This window comes from Rouxiella chamberiensis, assembly GCF_026967475.1.
Taxonomy (GTDB): Bacteria; Pseudomonadota; Gammaproteobacteria; order Enterobacterales; family Enterobacteriaceae; genus Rouxiella; species Rouxiella chamberiensis.
The window spans coordinates 3,964,832-3,990,967 of the sequence record NZ_CP114058.1 but is presented as its reverse complement, the minus strand read 5'-3'; the positions used below and the strand labels follow the sequence as shown (position 1 = coordinate 3,990,967).

Here is a 26,136-nt window from a genome sequence, read left to right as displayed (position 1 = left end):
AACACCCCCCGTTTTCCGGTTTTATCAAAAGGAATAGGCGGCTGTCGAAAGCGGCAAAGATGACACTCAAGATATTTCTCCCGTCCGCTGTCAATAATCTGCTTTTTAATCCGCATGCTCTACGAGTTAACTATTTAAGTTCTCAATCTCCCCTCCCGCTTTTCGCAATGTTTTCTTTATCTCATTCTGTGGGCGTGCCTCACGCAGTAACGGGAAGACCTCTCTTCTACACAATGCTAAACGCGCAATAACGAAAAATCGGTTTAAAAATTCCACTTTTGGAAGATGATTGCCTGTTAAATCAGGGTCAAAATGTTACCTGCATCACGCATGAATGTTTTTATTTGGTTAACTCTTGGCTTGTTTGTTGGTTTTCGACTACAATCATGAGCGAAAACGAACATTAAAGAGCTATTACGAACATCTGGAGGAAGATGACGTGGAAACCAAAGACTTGATCGTAATCGGTGGCGGCATCAACGGCACCGGTATCGCTGCGGATGCGGCTGGCCGTGGGCTGTCCGTACTGCTGCTTGAAGCGCAAGATTTGGCCTGCGCGACCTCTTCGGCCAGTTCAAAACTGATCCACGGCGGCTTGCGCTATCTGGAACACTATGAATTCCGTCTGGTCAGTGAAGCGCTGGCCGAGCGTGAAGTGTTGCTCAAACTGGCACCCCATATTGCCTTCCCGATGCGTTTCCGCCTGCCGCACCAGTCACACTTGCGTCCGGCGTGGATGATCCGCACCGGTTTGTTCCTTTACGACCATTTGGGCAAGCGTACCAGCCTGCCCGCCAGTAAAGGCCTCAAGTTTGGCGAGAATTCGGCACTGAAACCTGAAATCAAACGCGGTTTCGAATATTCCGACTGCTGGGTCGATGATGCCCGCCTAGTTGTGCTTAATGCGCAGGAAGTCGAAGAGCGCGGCGGCGAAGTCCGTACCCGCACTCGCGTAACGCGTGCATGGCGTGAAAACGGCCTGTGGATGGTTGAAGCGCAGGAAATCGATACCGGCAAGACTTTTACCTTCCGCGCCAAAGGCCTGGTCAATGCAGCCGGTCCGTGGGTGAAAGAATTCTTCGATGACGGCCTGAAACTGAAATCGCCGTACGGTATTCGTCTGATCAAAGGCAGTCATATTGTGGTGCCGCGCGGTTCACAGCGAGCCGCAATCTTACATTCTGCAAAACGAAGACAACCGCATTGTCTTTGTGATCCCGTGGATGGACGAGTTTTCCATTATCGGGACCACCGACGTGGAATATCAGGGCGACCCGAAAAACGTCAAAATCGATGACGACGAAATCAACTATTTGCTGAAAATCTACAACAGCTACTTCAAAAAGCAGCTGACCAGCGAAGACATTGTCTGGACCTACTCCGGTGTGCGTCCACTGTGCGATGACGAGTCGGATTCGGCGCAGAAGATTACCCGCGACTACACGCTCGACGTGCATGACGATCAGGGCAAAGCGCCGCTGCTGTCTATCTTCGGCGGCAAACTGACCACCTATCGCAAGTTGGCCGAGCACGCACTGGAAAAACTGTCTAAATACTATCCGAATGCGGGTCCGGCGTGGACCAAAAATGGTGTCTTGCCGGGCGGTGATTTCAAGGGCGATCGCGATACCTACGCCGCCGAGTTGAGCCGTCGTTACAGCTGGTTGCCGCAAGCGCAGGCACGCCGCTATGCACGCACCTACGGCAGTCACTCGGAGCAGATCCTCTCCGGCGCGACCAGCCTGCAATCGCTGGGTGAGCATTTCGGCCATAACTTCTATGAAGCCGAACTGCGCTATCTGGTCGAGAAAGAGTGGGTTGTGGAGCTGGATGATGCTATCTGGCGTCGTACCAAGCTCGGCATGTGGTTGACGAAACCCGAGCAGGCACGTGTGGCCGAGTGGTTGAAGGAACATCGGCAGGAACGTAAAGGGCTGTCTCTGGCGTCCTGATCCGCGGCATGTTTTGCTCTGAAACCCGTAAGTCGTTCGAATCAGTGAAACCTCTCCCATCCGTGGAGAGGTTTTTTTGCACTTTGCAGAGGGATGTTTTAAAGCCGGACGGGTTTGATATTCCAGATTTTTTCGGCGTATTCGCTGATGGTTCTGTCAGACGAGAAATACCCCATATTGGCGATATTCAGCAGGGCGCGACGTGACCATTCGTCCGGCTGTTTATAGAGTTCGTCCACTTTATCCTGCGTATCCACATAGCTGCGATAATCCGCCAGCAGCTGATAGTGATCGCCAAGATTGACCAGGCTGTCGAACAGGTTGTGATAGCGTCTAGGATCCTCCGGGCTGAACACACCCGTTGCTATCTGCGTCAACACCTTGTGCAATTCTGGATCCTTGTCGTAATACTCATGCGCGTTGTAGCCGTTTTTACGCAGCGCCTCGACTTCGGGCGTCGTATTGCCGAAGATAAAGATATTTTCCTCGCCTACATGCTCCAGCATCTCGACGTTGGCACCGTCCAGCGTGCCGATAGTCAGCGCACCGTTCAGGGCAAACTTCATGTTACTGGTGCCCGATGCTTCCGTTCCTGCCAGTGAGATCTGTTCGGAAAGATCCGCCGCCGGAATAATAAGCTGCGCCAGACTCACACTGTAGTTTGGAATAAACACTACTTTCAGTTTGTGCTGCATGCGGGGATCGTTGTTGATCACGTCGGCGACGTCGTTGATCAGATGGATTATCTGTTTCGCCGCGTAATAGGCCGAGGCCGCCTTGCCGGCAAAGATAACCGTGCGCGGCACCACGTTGGCGTCGGGTTCGTCAATGATGCGGTTATAACGGGTAATCACGTGTAACACGTTGAGCAACTGGCGTTTATATTCGTGAATGCGCTTTATCTGCACGTCGAACAGACTGTGCGGATCGATAACCACGTTCAGCTTTTCGCCGACATAGGCCGCGAGACGCTTTTTGTTTTCGTATTTGGCCTTTTGCAGCGCCTTGAGGAAGCTGGGATAGTCGATATCCTGCTTCAGTTCGGCAAGCTGACTGAGATCGGTACGCCAGGTGTGGCCGATAGCGTCGTCCAGCAGCGCGGCCAGCGGCTTGTTGGCCAGACCCAGCCAGCGGCGCGGCGTCACGCCGTTGGTCATGTTCAGGAAGCGGTCAGGATAGATTTTGGCAAAGTCGGCAAACAGCGACTGCACCATCAAATCAGAGTGCAGCGCCGAGACGCCGTTGACTTTATGGCTGGCAATCACCGCCAGCCACGCCATACGCACCTTGCGTCCGTTGTACTCGTCTATAATCGAGACGCGGGATTTCAGGGCATCGTCGCCCGGGAACACCTCTTCGACGTGGTTGAGGAAGTGTTCATTGATTTCGAAAATAATCTGCAGATGACGCGGCAGGATCTTGCCGAGCATATCTACCGGCCAGGTTTCCAGCGCCTCCGTCATCAGCGTGTGGTTGGTGTAGGAGAACACGCGGCTCACCGTGTCCCATGCCGACAGCCAACTCACCTTGTGTTCATCCACCAGCAGACGCATCAGTTCGGGAATGGACAAGACCGGGTGCGTATCGTTGAGGTGAATGGAAATCTTGTCGGCCAGATTATTGAACGTTTTGTGGGTGTTGTAGTGACGGACCAGAATGTCCTGCACCGTCGCCGACACCAGAAAATATTCCTGCCGTAACCGCAGCTCGCGGCCCGAATAGGTCGAGTCGTCGGGATACAGCACGCGCGACACGTTTTCGGAATGGTTTTTGTCTTCCACGGCGGCAAAATAGTCGCCCTGATTAAACTTGCCGAGGTTGATTTCGTTACTGGCCTGCGCGCCCCACAACCGCAGCGTGTTGGTGGCATCGGTATCAAAGCCGGGAATGACCTGATCATAGGCGACCGCGACCACCTCTTCCGTCTCCAGCCAGCGGGTTTTCGAGCCTTCATGCTGCAATCTGCCGCCGAATCTGACCTTGTAGCGGGTATTATAACGCTGGAACTCCCAGGGATTGCCGTATTCCAGCCAGTAATCCGGCGATTCGCGCTGTTCGCCGTTTACGATATTCTGCGCGAACATGCCGTACTCATAACGAATACCGTAACCGCGTCCCGGCAGCGCCAGCGTCGCCAGCGAGTCGAGGAAACAGGCAGCCAGACGCCCAAGGCCGCCGTTACCAAGCCCCGGATCATTCTCTTCACCAATCAACTCTTCGAGGTCCAGCCCCATTTCGTCGAGCGCCTGCTTGATATCATCGTAGATACCCATTGAAAGCAGCGCGTTCGACAGGGTCCGCCCGATTAAAAATTCCATCGACAGGTAGTACACCTGTCGCACATCCTGTGAAAGCTGCGCGCGATTGGAACGCAACCAGCGCTCGACCATGCGATCGCGTACCGCAAACAATGTGGCGTTCAGCCAGTCATGCTGGTTGGCAACGGACGGATCCTTTCCAAGAATAAACATCAGCTTATAGGCAATGGAATGCTTAAGCGCCTCAACGCTGACGGTCGGCGAGGTATAGTTAATCGGTAAAGTCATAGCGTTACGTTCCCAATTCAAGGTGGTTCAGAGACGTTGATAGAGACTTTTATACGCCTGTGCGGCCACTTTCCAGCTGAAGTCGATACCCATGGCATGCTGCTGCACATGTTTCCAGTGCTTGGGACGTGTCCACAGCACAAAGGCTCGTCGAATCGCGCCGCCCAGCGCCTTGCCGGTGCTGTCTTCAAATACAAACCCGCTGGCAGTGCCGTCGGCCAGATTTTCCAGCGAGCAGTCGGTAACGGAGTCCGCCAGTCCTCCGGTGCGGCGGACCAGCGGCAGCGTGCCGTATTTCAGGCCATACAGCTGAGTCAGGCCGCAAGGCTCGAAGCGGCTCGGCACCATGATGACGTCGGCACCGGCAATAATGCGGTGCGAGAAGGCTTCGTGATAACCCAGCTGCACGCCGACCTGACCCGGATGCTCGGCGGCAACGGCCAGAAACGCCTGTTGCAGCACGGCGTCACCTGCGCCCAGCACCGCCAGTTGCCCGCCCTGCTCCAGCAGTTCCGGCAGACCTTCGAGTACCAGGTCCAGCCCTTTCTGGCTGGTCAGGCGGCTGACGACGGCAAACACCAGACGCGAGCTGTCGACATCCAGCCCCATCGCGCGCTGTAAATAGGTTTTGTTGATGGCTTTGGCGCGCAGATCTTCCGCGCTGTAGCGCGCAGAAAGCAGCACGTCATTGCTCGGCTCCCAGATTGCCTCGTCGACGCCGTTGAGTATCCCGGTCAACTTGCCTTCGCTCTGTCGTTCGAGCAGCAAGGATTCCATGCCATAGCCAAACGCCGGCTGGGTTATCTCTTTGGCATACGTCGGGCTGACCGTGGTCACGTGATCGGAGTAGAACAGTCCGGCCTTGAGGAACGAGATCTGCCCATAGAATTCCAGCCCGTGCATCTGGAAGAATTCCTGGGGAATTTGCAGCTGCTGCAGGTGCTGCGCATAGAACAGCCCCTGGAACGCCAGATTGTGAACGGTAAAGACCGTTTTTGCGGGACGTCCGCGCGCCACGATATAGGCAGAGGCCAGACCCGCGTGCCAGTCGTGCGAATGCACAACTTCGGGCCGCCAGAACCCGTCCAGACCGCAGGCCAGCTCACAGGCTATCCAGCCCAGCAGCGCGAAACGCAGATGGTTGTCCACGTAGGCGTTGGAAGACTGATCGTGATACGGACTGCCCGGACGATTATAAAGTTCAGGCGTATCGATGACGTAAATCCCGACGCCCTCAAACAGCGCGTAGCGGAGATCGACATGACCGGCAAAGGTATCAATCGACGCAACCAGCTGCGTATCCCCGATGCCCTTTTTGACATCCGGGAAGCCCGGAATCAGTACGCGAACGTCATCACCCTCGGCGATTTGCGCCGCAGGCAGTGCGCCGGCCACATCGGCCAGCCCGCCCGTTTTCAACAGAGGAAACAGCTCGGAACAAACATGTAAAACCTGCATTCTCGCTCCTGAATTTTCATCGCGCCAGACACCTCGAATGGCGCGAACTGAAATAAGTGAATAACTCCATCGGATGGCCGGCTTTATAGTTTCGCCAGCATGCTGCGGGTCACCAGGACAATCCCGCTCTCCGATCGATAAAAACGCTTGCTGTCTTCCTCTGCATTCTCTCCAATCACCATGCCTTCGGGGATATGGCAAGCCCTGTCTATCACACAGCGACGCAAACGGCAGGAGCGGCCGACATTGACATCAGGTAATAGGATGCTTGAGTCGATATTGCAAAATGAATTAATGCGCACGCGTGGAAATAGCACCGAATGCACCACCACAGAGCCCGATACGATACAGCCGCCCGACACCAGCGAGTTCATGGTCATGCCATGACTTCCGGATCGATCCTGCACAAACTTGGCAGGTGGCAGCGGTTCCATGTGGGTTCTAATCGGCCAGTTGGTGTCGTACATATCCAGTTCCGGCGTTACCGAGGCCAGGTCCAGATTGGCCCGCCAGTAGGCGTCAATCGTACCCACATCGCGCCAGTAAGGCGGCAACTCGCTGTTCGAGGTGACACAGGACAACTGGAACGGATGCGCCCACGCCACGCCCTGCCGCGTAATCTCGGGGATCAGATCCTTGCCGAAATCGTGACTGGACTTGTCGTTGGCCATATCTTCTTCCAGCAGTCTGAAGAGATACTCCGCATTGAAAATATAGACCCCCATGCTCGCCATTGCCTTATCGGGCTGACCGGGAATGCAGGGCGGATCCTTGGGTTTTTCCAGAAACGACTTGATCTGGTAGTCGGCGGTGATGTCGATCACACCAAATTCGGTCGCTTCTTCTATCGGGACTTCAAGACAGGCCACCGTGCACTCGCCGCCTTTTTCGACGTGATCGATAAGCATGCGCGAGTAATCCATCTTGTAGATATGATCCCCCGCGAGGATCACCACATACTCCGCGTTATAGCGACGAATGATATCCAGATTCTGATACACCGCATCGGCGGTCCCCTTGTACCAGTTTTCGGTGGTCATGCGCTGCTGGGCGGGAAGCAGGTCGACAAACTCGTTCATCTCTTCATTGAGAAAAGACCACCCGCGCTGAATATGCTGTACCAGCGTGTGCGACTGGTACTGGGTTATCACGCCTATCCGGCGGATCCCCGAGTTGAGACAGTTCGATAACGCAAAATCGATAATGCGAAACTTGCCGCCAAAATGAACAGCCGGTTTGGCACGGGTATTGGTCAAATCCTTGAGACGTGATCCTCTCCCCCTGCCAGGATCAGCGCTACCGATTTGAGAGGCAGTTGCCTCGCCAACATCATGCGGTCATTGAATTCTAACGTAGCCATAGCTGAACCCTTCCTGATGCCCTGCTAACCTTGGGTCAATACGCAGAGCGTTTTAGCCGTCACTCGCCAAGACGAGCCTTCCCTGACGTTTTGCTGTTCATTGTCAAAAGGCGCAACACACTGCCAGCGGCCCTCTGGTAATGTCATTTCAACGTCATTTAGTGATGAATTGACCACCAGTAACCAGCGATCGGATAAACGAATTTGCAGACACTGCTGTCCGCAGAGTTCCCAGTTTTTTTATTCATCGGCTCACCCGAGCCGTCCAGCCATTGCACATCGTCTGACGTTTCCTGCCACCACTGATTGTTCATCAAGGCCGGAATTTTTTCGCAGGGCAGAGAGCGCGCTGACGTACTCGACGAGAGACGTGTCGGCACTCTGCCAGTCAAGCCAGGTCAGGGCATTGTCCTGACAGTAGGCATTATTGTTGCCCTGCTGCGAATGACCGAATTCGTCACCCGCCAGCAGCATCGGCGTGCCCTGCGATAAAAACAGGGTGGCGAGCAGCGCGCGCTGGCTAAGACGGCGCTGCATCGCCACGGCGTCGGAGACATTCAGTCCCTCTTCGCCATGATTCTGACTGTAGTTGTTGTCATGCCCGTCGCGATTATGTTCGCCATTGGCAAAATTATGTTTGCGGCTAAAACTGAGCAGATCGCGAAGCGTAAAGCCGTCGTGCGCGGTCAACATATTGATGGCGGCGCAAGGCAGGCGGCCATCGTGTCTGAACAAGTCTGCCGAAGCGGCAAAACGCTGCGCAAAGCCGCCGAGCGAGAGATCACCCAGCAGCCAGAATTTGCGCATGTCATCGCGAAAGCGATCGCTCCATTCGGCGAAAGGTGCCGGGAAATTCCCGACCTGATACCCGTTTTCGCCGATGTCCCAGGGTTCGGCAATCAGCTTGCAGCCGCTTAACAGCGGGTCGGCATTGATGGCGAGGAAAAGCGGCGACACTTTGCTGTAGGCTGGCGTTTCGGCCAAGCAGGGTGCCGAGATCGAATCGAAAACCGTCAACGTGAAACTCCTCGACCCAATGGCGCAGGCTGGCTATCGTCCAGTCGACAATGTCCTTGTCCACCAGCCGCATCGCATTGCCGCAACCGGTCATGTTGTTGTCGCTGCCGTCGTCGTTGAGCCAGTACCAGGAACGGTTATCCAGCCCGCGCAGCGACACCGTCGGGCCTTCGATGTCCAGCTCGGCGGTGTGATTGAACACGACGTCGAGCAGCACTTCGATGCCCGCCCGATGCAGCGCCCTGATGGCGGTTTTAAACTCGCGGGCGGCACTCACGCCGTCGAGCTCGCTGGCATAGCCAGGCTCCAGCGCCCACGGCGCCAGCACGTTGTAACCCCAGTAATTACTCAGGCCGAGCCGTTGCAGGCGCGGTTCATCGGCATGATGCTGCACTGGCAGAAGTTCCAGCGCAGTAATGCCGAGTTTCTTTAAATAGGCAATCATGACCGGATGGCCGAGTGCGGCATAGGTGCCGCGAATATCTTCGGGAATATCCGGATGCAGCTGGGTCAGACCCCGTATATGCGCCTCATAAATTACCGTTTCGCCCCAGGGAATCTGCGGCGCAACGTCGTTTTGCCAGTCAAATTCCTCATGGGTGACAATCGATTTGGGCACCGCTTTGGCACTGTCGCGCGGGTCCGGTTTGTCGATACCGCCGTTTAACCGCGGATCGTTGCGCAGTTGGCCCTCAAGCGCGCGGGCGCTCGGGTCGATAAGCAGTTTGGCTGGATTAAAACGCAACCCCTTGGCCGGGTTGAATTTGCCGTGAGCGCGGAACCCATAGCGCTGGCCCACTTTGCCGCCCGGCAGATAGCCGTGCCACAGGTTGCCGGTTCGCGCGGGCAGAATATGACGTTTTTCATTGCCCGACGCATCGAACAGGCACAGTTCAATCTTTTCAGCACCGGCCGAAAACAGGCAGAAATTGACGCCTTTTCCGTCAAAAAGTGCGCCAAATGGCGTGGCTTTACCGGGCTGAAGCGTGGTCATTACCAGTCCTCCCGTCGCAGGTAAATCGTGGCCAATGGCGGAATGACCAGCGAAATGGAGTGCTCGCGGTGATGACTCGGCTGCGGCTCGGTTTGCACTTCGCCCTGATTACCCACGTTGCTGCCGCAGTAATACTGCGAATCGGTATTGAGGATTTCCTGATAACGCCCCGGACGGTCCACGCCAATGCGATAGTCCTGACGCGGCACCGGCGTGAAGTTGCTGACCACGATAACTTCATTGCCGCTCTCGTCGCGGCGAGCAAAGGCAAAAATCGAGTTCTCATGGTCGTCTACCACCAGCCACTCGAAACCGCGCGGGTTATAGTCCAGCTCGTACAGCGCCGACTGCTCCTGATAACAGTGATTGAGGTCGCGCACCACGTGCTGCACACCGCGATGCCAGCCGGTAGGGTCATCAAGAAGATGCCAGTCGAGACTCTGGTTGAAGTTCCATTCGCGGCCCTGCGCAAACTCGCAGCCCATAAACAGCAGTTTTTTACCCGGATGCGCCCACATAAAGCCGTAATAGGCGCGCAGGTTGGCAAATTTCTGCCACGCGTCGCCGGGCATTTTGTGAATCAGCGAGCCTTTGCCGTGCACCACTTCGTCGTGGGAAAGCGGCAGCATGAAGTTTTCGGTGTAGGCGTAGGCCATGCCGAACGTCAGCAGATTGTGATGATATTTGCGATGCACCGGATCAAGCTGCATGTAGCGCAGCGTGTCGTTCATCCAGCCCATGTTCCACTTGTAGTGGAAACCCAGCCCGTTGGCTTCCGGCGGCAGGGTCACGCCCGGATAGTCGGTGGACTCTTCGGCGAGGGTGACAGCGCCGCCCAGTTCGCGGCCGATGGTCTGGTTGGTATAGCTCAGGAAGGCGATGGCTTCGAGATTCTCGCGTCCGCCGTAATAGTTCGGGATCCATTCGCCCTGTTTGCGGCTGTAGTCGCGATAGATCATCGAGGCGACGGCATCGACACGCAGGCCATCGATGCCGTAACGTTCAATCCAGTAAAACCCGTTTCCCGCCAGATAGTTGCGTACTTCATGACGGCCATAGTTATAGATGAGCGTGTTCCAGTCCTGATGATAACCTTCGCGCGGATCGGCATATTCATACAGCGCAGTGCCGTCAAACTCGGCCAGCCCGTAGGCATCGCTCGGGAAGTGGCCGGGCACCCAATCCAGAATCACGTTCAGACCGGCGTCGTGCGCCGCATCGATAAAGGCCTTGAACTCTGTCGGCGAACCATAGCGGCGCGTTGGCGCGTACATGCCCAGTGGCTGATAACCCCAGCTGCCGTCGAACGGGTGTTCGTTGATAGGCATCAGCTCGATATGCGTGAAACCCATCCATTTGACGTAAGAGACCAGTTGCTCGGCCAATTCGCCGTAGCTTAGCCAGAAATTGTCATCGGTATGGCGACGCCATGAGCCAAGGTGCACTTCATAAACGGAAACCGGCTGATTCAGGGCGTTGGCTTTTTTCGCGCCGGAGAATGGGCAACGGGCGCAGGCAGGTGGCGAATAACCGACGCGGTATCCGGGCGCATCTGCGCCTCGAAGGCGTAGGGATCCGCGCGCAGGCTCATATTGCCGTGGCAGTCGATAATCTCGAACTTGTAGAGTTGGCCTTCTTTCACGGCCGGAATGAACAGCTCCCACATGCCGTTTTCACGGCGCAGACGCATAGGGTGGCGACGGCCGTCCCAGAAGTTGAATTCGCCGACGACGGAAATACGGGTCGCGTTGGGCGCCCAGACGGCAAAGCTTACCCCTTCCACGCCATCGAGTGTAATCGGGTGTGCGCCCAGCTTTTCGTACGGGCGCAGGTGCGTGCCTTCAGACAGCAGCCAGACGTCAAGCTCCTGCAACAGCGTGCCGAAACAGTAGGCATCGTCGATAATATAGGTGTCATCGCCCCAGCGAACTTCCAGCTGGTAGCGGAAAAATTTCCTGCGGCGGCCCATCAGGCCGACGAAAAAGCCGCGAGTGTCGGCGCGACGCAGTTCCGCGACCCGACTCTGCTTTTGGGTATCAATGACCCAAACCTGATCGGCATCCGGTAAAAGAGCACGCACTTCCAATCCTGCGGCGACTTGATGCATCCCTAACAATGAAAAGGGATCCGCATAGCGGCCGGAGATAATTTGGTTAATGACGTGCTGGTCGGGAAGTACTGGCATGGTGTTTCATCCTGTGATTAATTCATCAACAAAACCAATAGCGATCATTGTGTCGGCCCGATCGTGTTTTCCTTTAGCGTCGTGCTTTCATCCTGAAAATAAGCCCATTTGCCAGATTAAACCCGTGAAAATTACCCTTCTCCTTAATATGCTCAGTTTCGGCCAACAATGTCTGCTCTCATTCACAATTTTTAAAAAAACAGACAAATGCCATACTCAAATTCTTAAGCAGCTTCTACTAAGCATAGCCAAAGCTTTCCAACTGCAACGCATGAATTTCAACAAATTTTTATCAAAAACATCACACTGCCAATCGTCTAAAAAACAGACTAAAACACAGCCTTGCGGCAATAAAAAAGGGACACCCCCGGGCATCCCTTTTTCTGGTACTGATTTAAATTTACAGCAGAATACGCAGCATACGGCGCAGCGGTTCGGCAGCGCCCCAGAGAAGCTGGTCGCCGACGGTGAAGGCCGACAGGTATTCTGGTCCCATATTCAGCTTGCGAAGACGGCCGACCGGCGTATTCAGCGTGCCGGTCACGGCAGCGGGAGTCAGCTCGCGCATTGACAGCTCGCGGTCGTTCGGGATCACGCGAACCCAGTCGTTGTGCGTCGCCAGAATCTGTTCGATTTCTGGAATCGAGACGTCTTTTTTCAGTTTCAGGGTAAACGCCTGGCTGTGGCAGCGCAGTGCGCCGATACGTACGCAGAGGCCGTCAACCGGAATAATGTTGGAGGTGCGCAGGATCTTGTTGGTTTCGGCCTGCCCTTTCCACTCTTCCTTGGTCTGACCGTTGTCGAGTTGTTTGTCGATCCACGGGATCAGGCCGCCTGCCAGCGGAACGCCGAAGTTGTCGGTCGGCAAGGTGCCGCCGCGCGTCAGTTCAGTGACCTTGCGCTCGATGTCCAGAATGGCGGAAGCCGGGCTTTCAAGCTCTTTGGCTACAGCGTTGTGCAGCATGCCCATTTGGGTCAGCAGTTCGCGCATGTGACGCGCACCGCCGCCGGAAGCCGCCTGATAGGTTGCAACCGATGCCCATTCGACAAGATCGTTTGCGAACAGGCCGCCCAGCGACATCAGCATCAGACTGACGGTACAGTTACCGCCGACGAAGGTTTTGATGCCTTTGTCGATGCCTTCCTGAATCACGGCCTTGTTGACCGGATCAAGAATGATGATGGCATCGTCTTTCATTCTCAGCGAAGACGCGGCGTCAATCCAGTAGCCCTTCCAGCCGGTAGCGCGCAGCTTCGGATAGATTTCATTGGTATAGTCCCCGCCCTGACAGGTGATGATGATGTCCAGCGCGGCAAGCGCATCGACATCAAAGGCATCCTGCAGCGTGCCCTGATGACCGGCAAAGACCGGCGACGGCTGACCGTGCTGCGAGGTTGAGAAGAATACCGGACGAATGGCGTCGAAATCGCGCTCTTCTGCCATGCGTTGCATAAGCACAGAACCGACCATACCGCGCCAACCGATGAAACCTACATTTTTCATAATTACTGTCCTGCCCTGAGGGTAATAACTGCATGTATTGCGCGTCTGCACCTTTTTGGCTCATTTTTCCGCATTTGAAGAGGAAAAGTGCAGCCTGCTGCCCCGTAAGCGCGCGAGTGTATACCTTACAAAATGTACGCCGGGTGGCAAGTGAATTTAATCGATACCAGCCGCTTTGTTAGCAGCGCTGCTTATATTGAGGGATGAGGGCGGGCAAAATACCCCTCCTCCGCGTCGAAGCGCAGAGGAGGGTAGTTACTCAAGATAAAACACGGGTTTCAGTGCCTGACTGACCGGGCTGTTATCCGGATTGGACGGCATCAGTTCGCTCATCGAAGCCCACCAGCGTTGGCAGACTTCGGTTTGCGCCACGGCGTCCCAGCGCGCCTGCGATTCGATTTCCACCACGGCAAACAGCAAATCTCGGGTGTCATCCAGAAAAATGCTGTAGTGATGCGCGCCGTGCGCTTTCAGCGTCTGTTCAAGCTCGGGCCAGATAGGCGCATGCCGCCGCGCATACTCTTCATGCGCGTGCGGATGAACCTGCATGACGAAGGCTTTACGCAACATGGCGTTTATCCAGATGCAGCGCCTCGGGCCACGGCGTTACGCCAAAACGTTTGCCGAGCGCGATAAGCTCCTGTGTGGAAATGGTCTGCTTCATCCCGCCCATCGAGATGACTTTTACCAGCACTTCCGAGGACTTTTCGGCGGTGTCTATCAGACCAAACGTCTCGTCCAGCGTAGGGCCTGCACCAAAAATGCCGTGGAACGGCCATAGCACCAGACTGTGCGATTTCATCTGCTCCGCGGTTTTCTCGCCGATGCCGTCGGTGCCCGGAACCATCCACGGCACAATCCCCACGCCGTCCGGGAACACCACCAGACATTCAGTGCTGCCTTCCCACAGTTGGCGGGTGAAACGGGCGGCGTCCAGCTCAAGCACATAGCTCAGGGCAATAAAGTTGGTCGCGTGACAATGCATGATCACGCGGTCGCTGCCGTTGGTCAGCTGTTTGCGCACGCAGTGCGACTGGAAATGCGAGGCCAGTTCGGACGTTGGCACGCCGCCGTTCACCAGCCCCCAGTGAATTTGATACGACAATCCGTCCGCGCTGACTTTCAGCAACACCAGACTGTCGGCCGGATCCAGCTGCACGTTGCGGAAAAACTTGCCGGAGCCGGTAACCAGAAACCAGCAGTTGCCCAGCGCGGGCGCAGGCTGGGTAAGTTCGATGCGGCGCGGTTCGGCAACAAAATCGGCCTGGAACGGTGCCACTTCCTCTTCGAGAAGACGCAGGCTGATATTGCCGCCGTTGCGTTCGTCCCACCCCTTCAACCACATATCGCCGGTGGCCTTCACCATTCCCTGCACAAACCACGAAGAAAGAATGCTTTGCATGATAAATCCTTAACGTTGACGGAGTATTTGTTGTTCGTAACGGCGCACATCGGTTATCCAGCCTGCATCGGCGGGCACGTCGTTGCGCAGACAATAGGTTTCCCACACCGCCTGCCACGGCAGCGATTTCTGTTCTTCGAGCAGCGCCAGACGCAGGGTGTAGTCGCCTTCGTTTTCGGCCTTGCGCAGTTGATCGACAGGTTCCAGCAGCGCGCGCAGCAGCGCTTTTTTGGCGTTGCGCGTACCGATGACCCAGGCGGCAATGCGGTTAATCGAGGCATCGAAGAAGTCGAGGCCGATATGGACCTTGTCGAACAGCTGGTTTCGAACTATTTCGTTGGCGATGGCCTGGGTTTCGTCATCCAGAATGACCACGTGATCGCTGTCCCAGCGCACCGGACGGCTGACGTGCAGCAGCAGACGCGGAACATAAAGCATCGCGGTGGAAATCTTGTCGGAAATGACTTCGGTCGGATGGAAATGGCCGGCATCGAGCGTGAGCGCGGTCTGGCGGCTGGCGGCGTAGCCCAGGAAAAATTCGTTGGACCCGACGGTGTAGCTTTCCGCGCCGATGCCGAACAGCTTGCTTTCGACCGCATCGATGTGCTGCGCCGGATCCAGTTTCTCTTTGATTATCTCGTCGAGGGAATTCATCAGGCGCTGGCGCGGACCCAAACGGTCAACGGTCAGGTCTTTCATGCCGTCCGGCACCCAGATATTCATCACCGACGGCGTGCCGAGCTGTTCGCCGAACGAGGCGGAAACCTTGCGGCTGGCCTTGCAGTGCTCAATCCAGAACTGGCGGATTTCCGCGCTGGCGCTGGAAAGCGTAAACCCGTCGGCGCTGTGTTCATGGGAGAAACAGGTCGGGTTGAAGTCCAGCCCGATGCCGTCTTTTTGGCCCATTCGACCCAGTTGCTAAAATGTTTCGGCTCGATATCCGTGCGCTCGACCGGCGAATCACTTTCAAGGTAGATAGCGTGCAGGTTGAGACGTTTGGGACCGGGGATAAGCGACATCGCCTTGTCCAGATCGGCGCGCAGTTCAACGGCGTTGGTGGCACGACCGGGATAATTGCCGGTCGCCTGAATACCGCCGGTCAGCGCGCCCTGCGGATTCTCGAAACCGCGTACATCATCGCCCTGCCAGCAGTGCATCGAGATTGGCAGAGTGTCGAGTTTTGCCAGCGCGGCATCGACATCCACGCCCACGGCGGCAAAGCGTTGTTTTGCCAGTTCAAATGCCTGGTCGATAAGCTTGGTCATAAGCAGAATTCCTTTTGGGTTGGCTCAGCGCCTGAAAACGCGGCCAGTGGGCAGCGAAGACGCTATCGGAATGCGGATAGATTTGATGTGGCGGAAAATGTTCGGCAACGTGCTGGCGGAAGGCGCCGACGTCTTGAATGTCGCCCAGCGCGATAAGCTGACAGCCAATATTGCCGAGCGTCGATGCTTCAATGGGACCGGCCATCACCGGCAGATTGCAGGCGTTGGCGCACAGCTGATTGAGGAAATGGTTCTGGCAGCCGCCGCCGACGATATGCAGCTGGGTAAAGGGTCTGCCGCGCACGATGGCCAGCTCGTCAAGCACCTGACGATAAAGCAGCGCCAGACTGTCGAAGATGCAGCGCGCCAGTTCGGCGGCCGTCTGCGGCTGAGGCATGGCATTTTCGACACAGGCGTCCTGAATCTCGCGCACCATGCTGGAAGGGTTGATAAAGCGGTCGTCGTTGGGATTGACGAGCCAGCGGCAGGCGGGTTGCCGAGAAGCCTCGTCGATAAGCGGACAGAAATCGTCGATGTGCAACTCGTCGCACACGCGCTGCAACAGCCATAGACCCATGATGTTTTTCAGCACCCGATAGCGGCCTTCTGCACCGCCTTCATTGGTGATATTGGCCTCGAGCGCCGCGCGGCCGGTAAAGGGTGCGGGGCTTTCGAAGCCCATCAGCGACCAGGTGCCCGAAGAGAGATAGGCCGCATCGGCTTCCGCGAGCGGCGTACCGAGCACCGCGCTCGCGGTGTCGTGAGTGGCGACGGCAATCACGGGCACTGCCTTGCCGTGCGCGTTGGTCCAGCTTCCTACGGTGTGGCCAGGCTGTGACGGGCGGCCAAACCACGCCGCTTTCGCCCCCGCCCAATGCAGCAGTTTGCTGTCCCATTCGCCGCTTTCGATATTCAGCATCTGGGTGGTCGTGGCGTTGGTGTATTCCCAGCACAGCTCGCCGGTCAGACGATAATGCAGATAATCGGGGATTTGCAGCACGTGCGCGATAGCGTCAACCAGCTCGGGCTGGTGCTGAGTCACGGCACGCATTTGATACAGGCTGTTGAACGGCAGAAACTGAATGCCGGTCTGTTTGTAAATCGCCTCGCGGCTCAGTTCGGCCTGCGCCTTTGCCATTACACCATGCGTGCGCCTGTCGCGATAAGAGACAGCGGGTGCCAGACGCTGTCCATCGGCATCCAGTAACACAAAATCGACACCCCAGGTATCGATGCCGAGACTGTCCAGCGTGATACCTTCGTCGTCCAGCTGCTGCAAACCGGCCCGAATGGCCTGCTCCAGCGCGTCAACATCCCAGCATTCATGTTCATCGATATGTACCAGATGATTGGCAAAACGGCTGACTTCGCGCAGCGTCAGCAGGCCCTGTTCGAGGTCGGAGCGGGCCAGCATGATGCGGCCACTGGAGGCCCCAAGGTCAATAGCAACAATATGGCGAAGGGTCATTGGATTTCTTCCCGGCTGATGAATGACACCAGTCTAAAATCCGCCAGATTTCCCGCCTTTTCGTAACTGCCAATGCACAACACAGGCTGGCAATTGCGCAAAGATAGCCTTGAAGCAGCTCACACTTTTTTCTTTTGCTCCGGCCCCGGCAAGCTGTGACGCTTGCCGCATTTCTGAATCATTTCCCCTGCTTCTTGAAAAATCCGTCTGCCAAGATGATTTCACCGTCAAAAATTCAAGGTAAAGTTCTGCGTGCATTATTACCATCGGTTACGAATTTATTAATGAGGTGTTAAAAATGACCATCTTGCACAGCGTTGATTTTTTCCCGGCCGGTGGATTTTCAATTGCCGTGGAGCCTCGCGCGCCACAGAGCGCCTTTCCCGAACATCATCATGATTTTCATGAGATTGTGCTCGTCGAGCAAGGCAGCGGCATCCACGTCTTTAATGGTCAGCCGCAGACATTATGCGGCGGCTGCGTCTGTTTCGTGCGGGATCACGACCGCCATCTGTATGAACAGACCGACAATCTGCACCTGACCAATGTGCTGTATCGCGGTCCCGACGCGTTCCGTTTTCTTTCCGGATTACGCGACCTGCTGCCGCAGGAAAGTGACGGCAATTATCCGTCGCTTTGGCGAATCAACAATAAAGTGATGGCGCAGGCCAAGGCGCTGATCGCGCAACTGCCGCGCAAGGCGGAACTTTTTCGCTGGAAGAGCAGGCCGAACAGGAGTTGCGCTTTATGCAGTTGCTGGTGTTGTTGCGCCAGGGCCGCAGCATGCAGGAGAGCAGCAATCAGGAGAGTCGTCTGCGGCATCTCCTCGACTGGCTTAACGAACATTACAGCGAAGAGATTGACTGGGACGAGGTCGCGAGCCACTTTTCGCTGTCGCTGCGCACGCTGCATCGTCAATTGAAACAACAGACCGGTAGCACGCCGCAGCGCTACCTTAACCGGCTGCGCCTGCTGCAATCGCGGCATCTGCTGCGCCACAGCGACATGCGGGTGACAGACATTGCCTTTCAATGCGGTTTCGGCGACAGCAACCATTTTTCGACGCTGTTCAAGCGCGAATTTGGCTACGCGCCGCGCAATGTCCGCCAGCATATGAACTGAATGCGAGGCCCTATGACCCTTCGTCTGCCGAAAGCCGACTATATTCCCTCGGACCTGATGCCGGTGGCGGTCGCCGATCGCGCGCCGCAGCCGTCCTTTCCGCCCCACACCCATGAATTTTGCGAAATCGTGATTGTGTGGCGCGGCAACGGCCTGCACGTATTGAACGATCGGCCGTGGCTCGTGACCTGTGGCGATATTTTCTATATTCGCGAGACGGACTGCCACAGCTACGATGCGGTCAATGATTTGGTACTCGACAACATCATCTACTGCCCCGAGCGCTTCAAGCTGGGGCTGAACTGGTCTGAAATGCTGCCTCGCGAGGAGGAGGAAGGTTCCGCACACTGGCGATTGACCACGCGCGGCATGGCGCTTGCGCGTGGCGTGATTTTGCAGCTGGTGCAGGAGTGTCGTAAAACCGACGTGCTTTCCCTGCAACTTACCGAAGCGCTGTTTCTGCAATTGGCGCTGATTCTCAAACGCCATCGCTACGCCGCCGACCGCGCCTATGCCCTGCCGGAAGGGGAACAGCTGGATCTACTGATGTCGGCCATTCAGGCGGACGTCGGCAAAAATCTCTGTCTGGCCACTTTTTGCCGGCAGAATGCCCTATCCGAACGGGGATTAAAGCAGTTGTTTCGACAGCAAACGGGAATGAGCATTGGCCACTATCTGCGCCAGCTGCAACTGTGTCAGGCGAAGCATCTGCTGCGCAGCAGCGAACGCCTGATTGGGGAAGTTGCTGCCTCCTGCGGCTTTGACGACAGCAACTATTTTTCCGTGGTATTTACGCGTGAAACTGGCATGACGCCAAGCGCGTGGCGTCAGCAATTCAGGACGCCATCCCCAGCCCTACTATATTCGCCGCCATCACGATGACCAGACAACCCACGCTCAATACGCCCACCGGACGCTGACCGACGTTTTTCCACTCTTTCATGATCAACCCGACCAACCCGCCACACAGCACATAGAAACTCATGTGCAGCATCCAGCTGATGAAGTCGTACTGCGCCGGAATTCTGGCGTGGCCCCAGGCATAGAAGAAGAATTGCAGATACCACATGGTGCCGCCGAGCAGCGCAAAGCAGACATTCGCCAGCAGCAGAGGTTTCGCCACCGAGAAATCGGCCTTGACTGACAGCTCTTTTTTGGTTGCCAGACGAATGAAGCAGTAGGCCAGATTGACGATGGCCCCGCCGCCCATAATCACCACGTAGCTTGGCAACGCCACATAAAGCGGGTCGATGCCGAGCGCCGCGGCAGCCTCATGCATGGGTTTGGCGGCGTCCATGGCGAAAGACATGCCTGCGGAGAAAATACCGCACAACACCGCGAGAACCAGCCCTTTTTTCAGGTTGAACTCCTGCGCGGTCACGCCCATCGCCCGCTCTTTCAGCAACCCCGCCCGCGAAACGATGGCGACGCCCACCAGAGCAACCAGAACACCCAGCAAGGTTAACCGCCCGCCAGCCGAGCTGAACAGTTCGACAAAACGGCCTTGCAGCAGAGGTGTCATGAGCGTGCCGACCACCAGCGTCACGCCAATCGCGATACCAATCCCCATCGACATGCCGAGATAGCGCATGGTCAATCCGTAATTGATGTTCCCGATGCCCCACATGGCACCAAACAGAAACACCGGCAGCAGCGTGGAAAGGCTGAACGAGCGATAATATTGCCAAAAATCGGGCAGCAGAATGGCGCTGACCGCCCACGGCAGGATGAGCCACGACATGACGCCGCCTACCGACCACATGGTTTCCCAGGACCAGTTGCGTACTTTTTTGAAGGGAGCATAGAAACAGGCCGCACTGGTGGCGCCGATAAAGTGCCACATAATGCCTAGCAGGATTGCGTTATTCATTTTTGTTTATTCCTTCGTAGAGTTGAGGCGAACAGGAAATAAGCGGCTTCCTGCATACGAAGGAGTCTAAGGAGTTGTCACCACGCGCAACCTCTGTATGGTTGCCCACCCTACGATAATTCTGGCGAAATTAACGAGATTTCACCGACAGCGATCACAAATTCTCTTTCTGCCCGTTTTTGGCCGTTTTCAGCTCCCGCCTTGCCCCAAAAGGCCAAAGAGACGTTTTGCAGGGTAGATTGTGCCAACCCGCCCATTTTTGCCATGCTGACCATTTCTGTGGCAATAACGAAAAGGTCGCGCGCCGAAAACTGCGTCATGTTGAAGGAATAAACACCCGCTATCACAGGAGAATCTGCCCATGACTATTATTCAACAGCGCATGTATATCGACGGCCAGTTTGTAGAAAACCAGAGTGACCAATGGATTGATGTGATTAATCCCGCCACCGAGCGTGTTATCTCGCAGGTGCCGGAAGGCCGCGCCGAAGATGCCAGACGCGCCATCGATGCCGCGCACGCCGCGCAGGACGGCTGGGAGGCACTGCCTGCGGTTGAACGTGGCGTGTATCTGCACAAGATTGCGCAAGGCATTCGTCAGCGCGAGGCAGAAATCACCGACACCATTATCGCCGAAGGCGGCAAGACGCGCGGATTGGCGCAAACCGAGGTGCTGTTTACCGCCGACTACCTGGACTACGTCGCCGAATGGGCGCGCCGCTATGAGGGCGAAATTGTTCAGAGCGATCGGCCGAACGAAAATATCCTGGTGTTCAAGAAAGCCATCGGCGTTACCACCGGTATCTTGCCGTGGAACTTCCCGTTCTTTCTGATTGCCCGTAAAGCCGCGCCCGCCCTGCTGACCGGCAACACCATCGTTATCAAACCCAGCGAACCGACGCCGAACAACGCCATTATCTTTGCCGAAATCGTCGACGAGATTGGCCTGCCGAAAGGCGTCTTCAATCTGGTAACCGGCACCGGCCCTGTGGTCGGCCACGAGCTCGCCGCCAACCCGAAAGTCGGCATGGTCAGCCTGACGGGCAGCGTAAACGCCGGAATTCAGACCATGATAGCCGCCGCGCAAAACGTGACCAAAGTTTCGCTGGAGCTGGGCGGCAAGGCACCGGCCATCGTCATGAACGATGCCGACCTCGACCTCGCGGTGAAGGCCATCGTCAGTTCTCGCGTGATCAATACCGGACAGGTATGTAACTGCGCCGAACGTCTATATGTGCAGGAAGAGATTTATGACCAGTTCATGACCCGGTTGAGCCAGGCGTTCGAACAGGTGAAATTTGGTGATACCGCCGAGGAGAACGATCTGGATATGGGGCCGCTCATCAGCGCCGATGCCCTGCAACGGGTTGAGGACAAAGTCGCTGCCGCCGTCGAGCAGGGCGCGAAAGTGCTGCTCGGCGGCAAACGGGCCGGTGACAGGGGCTTCTTCTTCCAGCCCACCATCCTGACCGATGTGCGTCAGGACATGGACATCATGCAGCATGAAATTTTCGGCCCCGTACTTCCCGTCACCACCTTCAAAACGCTCGAAGAAGTGATTACGCTGGCAAATGACAGCGAATATGGCCTGACGTCGGCTATCTACACGCAAAATATCAATACCGCGATGACGGCGCTAAAAAACTCAAGTTTGGCGAAACCTATGTGAATCGGGAAAACTTCGAGGCGATGCAGGGCTTCCATGCGGGCTGGCGTAAGTCCGGGATTGGCGGCGCGGATGGTCGTCATGGTCTGGAGGAGTATTTGCAGACTCACGTCGCCTATCTTCAATATCAGTAGGCTTACGCCGCTACCCGCGCAGCGAGACGTAAAATAGCGGGGGTTTTCAATACGTCAGGTGATTGGCGATTCGAGCGGCCAGACTCTATGATGGGGTCAGCGGCCGCGTGCGATAACATTGTCTTGCAGAGTGCGGCGCAGACGGTGCGGAAAAAGCGCACCGTCATTAATAGTCAATCACAAGGAATCTGTCATGAAGACCCCTGCTTTGTTTGCCGCCTGCGTGGCGTTCGCCTTGACCGGCTGCGCTGCCCCGCGACCCGCGCCGCAAGCGCCTTTTCCGCCACAGGCTACTGAAGTAGCCGCCAAACCGACGCCTGCCCTGACCTGCAAAACCGGCAACCCGATGAGGCAAACCACCCTGTACTTTGGGTTAAGTCGTCATAACGCGGCACCGGTCAGCGCCGCACAATGGCAGACCTTTGTCGATAAAACGGTGACGCCGCGCTTCAAGGACGGCCTGAGCGTGTTCGATGCCAAGGGGCAATGGCTGCGCAGCGAAGGCGTGGTGATTAAGGAAAACAGCAAGGCATTGGTGCTGATTCATGAAGACAGCGCCGAAGCGCAGAAGAAAATCGGCGAGATCCGCGCTCTGTATAAACAGCAGTTCCAGCAGGATTCCGTCATGCAGGTCGACAATTCTGCGTGTGTTGATTTCTAGACAAAAAAACCCGGCGCAGTGGCCGGGTTTTTACTTTATGCCAATAATTTACAACACTAATCCCGCGAACGCGGCGGAGAGCAGGCTGACCAGCGTCGAGCCATAAACCAGTTTCAGCGCGTAGCGAGACACCACGTTGCCCTGATTTTCATTCAGCCCCTTAATCGCGCCCGCCACAATGCCGATGGACGCAAAGTTGGCGAAAGAGACCAGGAATACGGAAAGAATGCCCAACCCGCGCGGCGACAATTCGGTCGCGATTTTCTTTAAATCAATCATTGCGACAAATTCGTTGGTGACAAGCTTGGTCGCCATGATGCTGGCGGCTTTGAGTGCGTCAGGCGCAGGAATGCCAATCAGCCAGGCAAACGGATAAAACACGTAACCCAGAATATGCTGGAAGCTGATGCCGAAGATGGCGGTAAACAGGGCATTGATGGCGGCAATAATGGCGATAAAACCAATCAGCATCGCCATGATGATGACCGCAACCTTGAAACCGGCCAGAATATATTCGCCGAGCATTTCGAAGAAACTCTGATCTTCGTGCAGCTTGTCGAGCTTGATGTCCGGCTCGTCGCCGACAGGCGTCGGGTTGATGATAGACAGGATGATAAAGGTGCTGAACATATTCAGAATCAGCGCAGCAACCACGTATTTCGGCTCAATCATCGTCATATACGCGCCCACGATGGACAGCGAAACGGTCGACATCGCCGCTGCCGCCATCGAATAAAGACGACGCGGTGAAATCTCCGCCAGCACCCCTTTGTAGGCGATAAAGTTTTCCGACTGACCCAGAATCAACGTGCTGACCGCATTGAAGGATTCCAGTTTACCCATGCCGTTAATCTTCGACAGCAACGTGCCGACAATGCGGATGAGCAGCGGCAAAATACGTAAATGCTGCAGGATACCGATCAAGGCCGAAATAAAGATAATCGGGCAAAGCACGCCAAGGAAAATAAACGCCAGCCCCGCCTTGCTCATTCCGCCAAAGACAAAATCGGAACCCTGCGCCGCGTAGGTTAAAAGGTTTTCAAAGAATCCGGAGACGGCGGTGACGATGGCCAGACCGCTGGTCGCATGCAGGAAGAACCACGCCAGCAAACCCTCGATAACAACCAGTTGCAGAATGACCCGCGGACGGATTTTTTGCGATCGTTACTGAAAATGAACGCGAGGAAGAAGATGACGGCGAGAGCCAATATAAAGTGCAAAACGGGGGGCATAGAAGGTTATCCAGCAGCCAATAATAATTTGGCCGTATTGAGCCACAATTTTGAGCGCCTTTCATCCTTCTTGAAGCTTTATTTACTTAATGGCGGGAGACTTAAGGGAGAAGACAGCGTCCTGACGCCAGTAAGGCAGGACAGAACGCTGTCAGACAGACTAGATAATATTGGAAAGTATCAGGCAACCCACCAGACCGGAAACAGAAATAATGGTTTCCAGCACGGACCAGGACTTGAGGGTTTCACCGATGGTCAGGTTGAAATACTCTTTAAACAGCCAGAACCCCGGATCGTTGACGTGAGAGAAAATCACGCTGCCCGAGCCTACGGCAATCACCATCAACTCCGGGCTGACGCCGGTGGTGGCGATAAGCGGCGCGGCAATACCGCCCGCGGTAATGGCTGCAACGGTCGCCGAACCCAGCGCCAGACGCAGCACTGCGGCGATGGTCCATGCCAGCAGAATAGGCGACAGCGTGCTGCCCTGCATCAGTCCCGCGATGTATTTATCTACGCCGCTGTCGACCAGCACCTGCTTGAAGGCACCGCCACCGCCGATAATCAGCAGCATCATGGCAATAATCTTGATTGAATCCGAGATGGTGCCCATCACTTCATCCATCTTGCGACCGCGATTCAGCCCGAAGGTGAAGATGGCGATAAGCACGGCAATCAGCGTTGCCATAACCGGATCGCCGAAGAACTCGGCGTAGGACAGAATCGGGTGACCTTTCGGCACGATCATTTCGGTAATCGCGCGGAAGGCCATCAGAATCACCGGCACCAGCGAAGTGGCAACACTCACGCCAAAACCAGGCATTTCGGCTTCGGTAAACACTTTCGGGTTATACAAACCCTGCGGAACCGGCTTGTCGATACCTTTCAGGAAACGGGCAAACACCGGACCGGCCAAAATAACGGTAGGAATGCCGAGAATGGCGCCGTACAGCAGCGTCTTGCCCATATCCGCGTGGAAAATGGTCGCGATCGCCGTCGGTCCGGGATGCGGAGGCAGGAAACCGTGCGTTACCGACAACGCCGCCGCCATCGGCACGCCGACATACAGCAGCGGCAAACGGGCAGCCGAGGCAACGGAGAACACCAGCGGCAGCATCAGCACGAAACCGACTTCATAGAACCAGCGCGAAGCCGACGATAAAACCGGTGACAACCAATGCCCACTGAATGTATTTGACGCCGAATTTGTCGATAAGCGTGGTGGCAATGCGCTGTGCACCGCCGCAATCGGCCAGCAGTTTACCCAGCATGGCACCAAAGCCCATGATGAGAGCCAGACTGCCCAACGTGCCGCCCACGCCGTTTTTGATTGAAGTAATGACTTTATCTACCGGCATTCCCTGCATCACGCCAACAGCCAGCGCGACGAGGATCAAGGCAATAAAACCGTTTAATTTGAATCGGATCATAAGTAACAGCAGCAGTGCGACACCGACTGCAACGATGACTAATGGCATAACTTTTCCCCTTCCGCCCTTCTCTGTCCCGCCAAACCTTAACGCCCTTCCTTGAAAGCCAAGGCATCGCGGTCCAGATAACAGTGCGCGAGTGATATTTTTTTGTAAGTTTGCGTGTTCAGCGCAGGTCGAATTGCAAGACAGCGCTAAAATTTATACATATCCCTTTGTGATATTAGTCACACCTCCATTTGTTACCGGTATCATGATACCGGTAACATGCTAATATAAGGAATGACCCGCTCGGGTAAATTCTAAATATGGGACAGAGATCAAACTTATGGCAGGACAAAGCATCATTTTGATGGGTGTGTCTGGCAGCGGTAAAACCACCGTCGGCGCAGCCGTAGCACAAGCAATTCATGCTAAATTCATCGACGGCGACGATCTGCACCCTCGCGCCAATATCCAGAAAATGGCCAGCGGCCAACCTCTGAACGATGACGATCGCGCTCCCTGGCTGGAACGTTTAAGTGATGCGGCTTACAGCCTCAAACACAAAAACGAAACCGGCCTGATCGTCTGCTCCGCGCTGAAGCGTCGCTACCGCGATGCGCTGCGTAAAGGCAACGAGGGGATTATCTTTCTTTATCTCAAAGGCAGCGAAGATGTGATCCTGCAACGTCTGAAAGCGCGCGCAGGGCATTTCTTCTCGCCAGATATGCTGAAGAGTCAGTTTGCTGCACTGGAAGAGCCGGGCGAAGACGAGCCGGATGTCGTGCGGGTGAATATCGACCATCAGATTGAAGGGGTGGTGAAACGCTGCGTGACGGCGCTGGAAAACGCACACGCCATCACGATTGCTGCCGAGGCCTGATAGAC

Annotated in this window: 10 protein-coding genes and 10 pseudogenes; 6 read left to right on the top strand and 14 right to left on the bottom strand. The window is 55.8% G+C overall.

All coding sequences use genetic code 11. From position 1 onward, the window contains the following. The first annotated feature begins 439 nt into the window (after positions 1–439). Positions 440–1,952 (top strand): annotated as a pseudogene (glpD, locus tag O1V66_RS21950) (glycerol-3-phosphate dehydrogenase). Positions 1,953–2,050: 98 nt separating this feature from the next. Here glpD and glgP read toward each other — a convergent pair. The 10 genes and pseudogenes from glgP to rhaB all read right to left on the bottom strand — a co-directional run bounded on the left by glgP (position 2,051) and on the right by rhaB (position 17,136). Further along, positions 2,051–4,498 (bottom strand): glycogen phosphorylase, encoded by a 2,448-nt coding sequence (glgP, locus tag O1V66_RS18530; protein WP_045048681.1) that lies wholly within the window; start codon positions 4,496–4,498, stop codon positions 2,051–2,053. 27 nt (positions 4,499–4,525) lie between these two features. Beyond that, on the bottom strand, positions 4,526–5,956 hold the full coding sequence (gene glgA, locus O1V66_RS18525) for a glycogen synthase GlgA (protein ID WP_045048682.1): 1,431 nt from the start codon (positions 5,954–5,956) through the stop codon (positions 4,526–4,528). Between the two features lie 83 nt (positions 5,957–6,039). Continuing rightward, positions 6,040–7,316 (bottom strand): annotated as a pseudogene (gene glgC / locus O1V66_RS18520) (glucose-1-phosphate adenylyltransferase). A 24-nt stretch (positions 7,317–7,340) separates the two neighbouring features. Next, a pseudogene (gene glgX / locus O1V66_RS18515) lies at positions 7,341–9,327 on the bottom strand (glycogen debranching protein GlgX). After that, positions 9,327–11,512 (bottom strand): annotated as a pseudogene (gene glgB / locus O1V66_RS18510) (1,4-alpha-glucan branching protein GlgB). The pseudogenes glgX and glgB overlap by 1 nt, the downstream one beginning before the upstream one ends. A gap of 400 nt (positions 11,513–11,912) precedes the next feature. Beyond that, positions 11,913–13,016: an aspartate-semialdehyde dehydrogenase gene (asd, locus tag O1V66_RS18505; protein ID WP_045048686.1), complete on the bottom strand. Its 1,104-nt coding sequence runs from the start codon at positions 13,014–13,016 to the stop codon at positions 11,913–11,915. 255 nt (positions 13,017–13,271) lie between these two features. Next, positions 13,272–13,586 (bottom strand): L-rhamnose mutarotase, encoded by a 315-nt coding sequence (gene rhaM, locus O1V66_RS18500; RefSeq protein WP_045048687.1) that lies wholly within the window; start codon positions 13,584–13,586, stop codon positions 13,272–13,274. Beyond that, complete coding sequence (gene rhaD / locus O1V66_RS18495; protein WP_045048688.1) at positions 13,576–14,418, bottom strand: rhamnulose-1-phosphate aldolase; 843 nt, start codon at positions 14,416–14,418, stop codon at positions 13,576–13,578. The genes rhaM and rhaD overlap by 11 nt, the downstream gene beginning before the upstream one ends. 9 nt (positions 14,419–14,427) lie before the next feature. Further along, positions 14,428–15,683 (bottom strand): annotated as a pseudogene (locus tag O1V66_RS18490) (L-rhamnose isomerase). Then, positions 15,680–17,136, bottom strand: a pseudogene (gene rhaB / locus O1V66_RS18485) (rhamnulokinase). Before rhaB ends, O1V66_RS18490 begins: the two co-directional pseudogenes overlap by 4 nt. 313 nt (positions 17,137–17,449) lie before the next feature. On the opposite strand from rhaB, the pseudogene rhaS reads away from it, so the two are divergent. After that, positions 17,450–18,273: pseudogene (rhaS, locus tag O1V66_RS18480) on the top strand (HTH-type transcriptional activator RhaS). A gap of 12 nt (positions 18,274–18,285) precedes the next feature. Continuing rightward, entirely contained in the window at positions 18,286–19,155 is an 870-nt protein-coding gene (rhaR, locus tag O1V66_RS18475; protein WP_045048692.1) for an HTH-type transcriptional activator RhaR, read from the top strand. Here the strand turns inward: rhaR and rhaT are convergent. Both rhaT and O1V66_RS18465 read right to left on the bottom strand, forming a co-directional pair. Further along, positions 19,109–20,143 carry an L-rhamnose/proton symporter RhaT gene (gene rhaT / locus O1V66_RS18470; protein WP_045048693.1) on the bottom strand — a complete coding sequence of 345 codons (1,035 nt, stop codon included), beginning with the start codon at positions 20,141–20,143 and terminating at the stop codon, positions 19,109–19,111. The two genes, rhaR and rhaT, sit on opposite strands and share 47 nt — an antisense overlap. Before the next feature lie 110 nt (positions 20,144–20,253). Then, on the bottom strand, positions 20,254–20,463 hold the full coding sequence (locus O1V66_RS18465) for a hypothetical protein (protein ID WP_045048694.1): 210 nt from the start codon (positions 20,461–20,463) through the stop codon (positions 20,254–20,256). A gap of 41 nt (positions 20,464–20,504) precedes the next feature. Here O1V66_RS18465 and aldA point away from each other — a divergent pair. Together aldA and O1V66_RS18455 are read left to right on the top strand one after the other, a co-directional pair. Then, positions 20,505–21,943 (top strand): annotated as a pseudogene (gene aldA / locus O1V66_RS18460) (aldehyde dehydrogenase). Positions 21,944–22,136: 193 nt separating this feature from the next. Beyond that, the gene (locus O1V66_RS18455; RefSeq protein ID WP_045048696.1) at positions 22,137–22,604 is read left to right on the top strand and encodes a DUF3574 domain-containing protein; all 468 of its coding nucleotides are present in this window, start codon (positions 22,137–22,139) and stop codon (positions 22,602–22,604) included. Positions 22,605–22,652: 48 nt separating this feature from the next. Here the strand turns inward: O1V66_RS18455 and O1V66_RS18450 are convergent. Together O1V66_RS18450 and gntT are read right to left on the bottom strand one after the other, a co-directional pair. After that, a pseudogene (locus tag O1V66_RS18450) lies at positions 22,653–23,836 on the bottom strand (NupC/NupG family nucleoside CNT transporter). A gap of 160 nt (positions 23,837–23,996) precedes the next feature. Then, a pseudogene (gene gntT / locus O1V66_RS18445) lies at positions 23,997–25,314 on the bottom strand (gluconate transporter). Between the two features lie 280 nt (positions 25,315–25,594). On the opposite strand from gntT, the gene O1V66_RS18440 reads away from it, so the two are divergent. Next, the gene (locus tag O1V66_RS18440; RefSeq protein ID WP_045048699.1) at positions 25,595–26,131 is read left to right on the top strand and encodes a gluconokinase; all 537 of its coding nucleotides are present in this window, start codon (positions 25,595–25,597) and stop codon (positions 26,129–26,131) included. The last annotated feature ends 5 nt before the right edge of the window (positions 26,132–26,136 follow it).

Excerpts from the sequence above, each read along its gene's own strand:
- glgP (WP_045048681.1), bottom strand. The coding sequence starts at position 4,498 with ATGACTTTACCGATTAACTATACCTCGCCGACCGTCAGCGTTGAGGCG.
- rhaD (WP_045048688.1), bottom strand. The coding sequence starts at position 14,418 with ATGCAAAGCATTCTTTCTTCGTGGTTTGTGCAGGGAATGGTGAAGGCC.
- O1V66_RS18455 (WP_045048696.1), top strand. The coding sequence starts at position 22,137 with ATGAAGACCCCTGCTTTGTTTGCCGCCTGCGTGGCGTTCGCCTTGACC.
- rhaR (WP_045048692.1), top strand. The coding sequence starts at position 18,286 with ATGACCCTTCGTCTGCCGAAAGCCGACTATATTCCCTCGGACCTGATG.
- O1V66_RS18440 (WP_045048699.1), top strand. The coding sequence starts at position 25,595 with ATGGCAGGACAAAGCATCATTTTGATGGGTGTGTCTGGCAGCGGTAAA.
- glgA (WP_045048682.1), bottom strand. The coding sequence starts at position 5,956 with ATGCAGGTTTTACATGTTTGTTCCGAGCTGTTTCCTCTGTTGAAAACG.
- O1V66_RS18465 (WP_045048694.1), bottom strand. The coding sequence starts at position 20,463 with ATGACGCAGTTTTCGGCGCGCGACCTTTTCGTTATTGCCACAGAAATG.
- rhaT (WP_045048693.1), bottom strand. The coding sequence starts at position 20,143 with ATGAATAACGCAATCCTGCTAGGCATTATGTGGCACTTTATCGGCGCC.
- asd (WP_045048686.1), bottom strand. The coding sequence starts at position 13,016 with ATGAAAAATGTAGGTTTCATCGGTTGGCGCGGTATGGTCGGTTCTGTG.
- rhaM (WP_045048687.1), bottom strand. The coding sequence starts at position 13,586 with ATGTTGCGTAAAGCCTTCGTCATGCAGGTTCATCCGCACGCGCATGAA.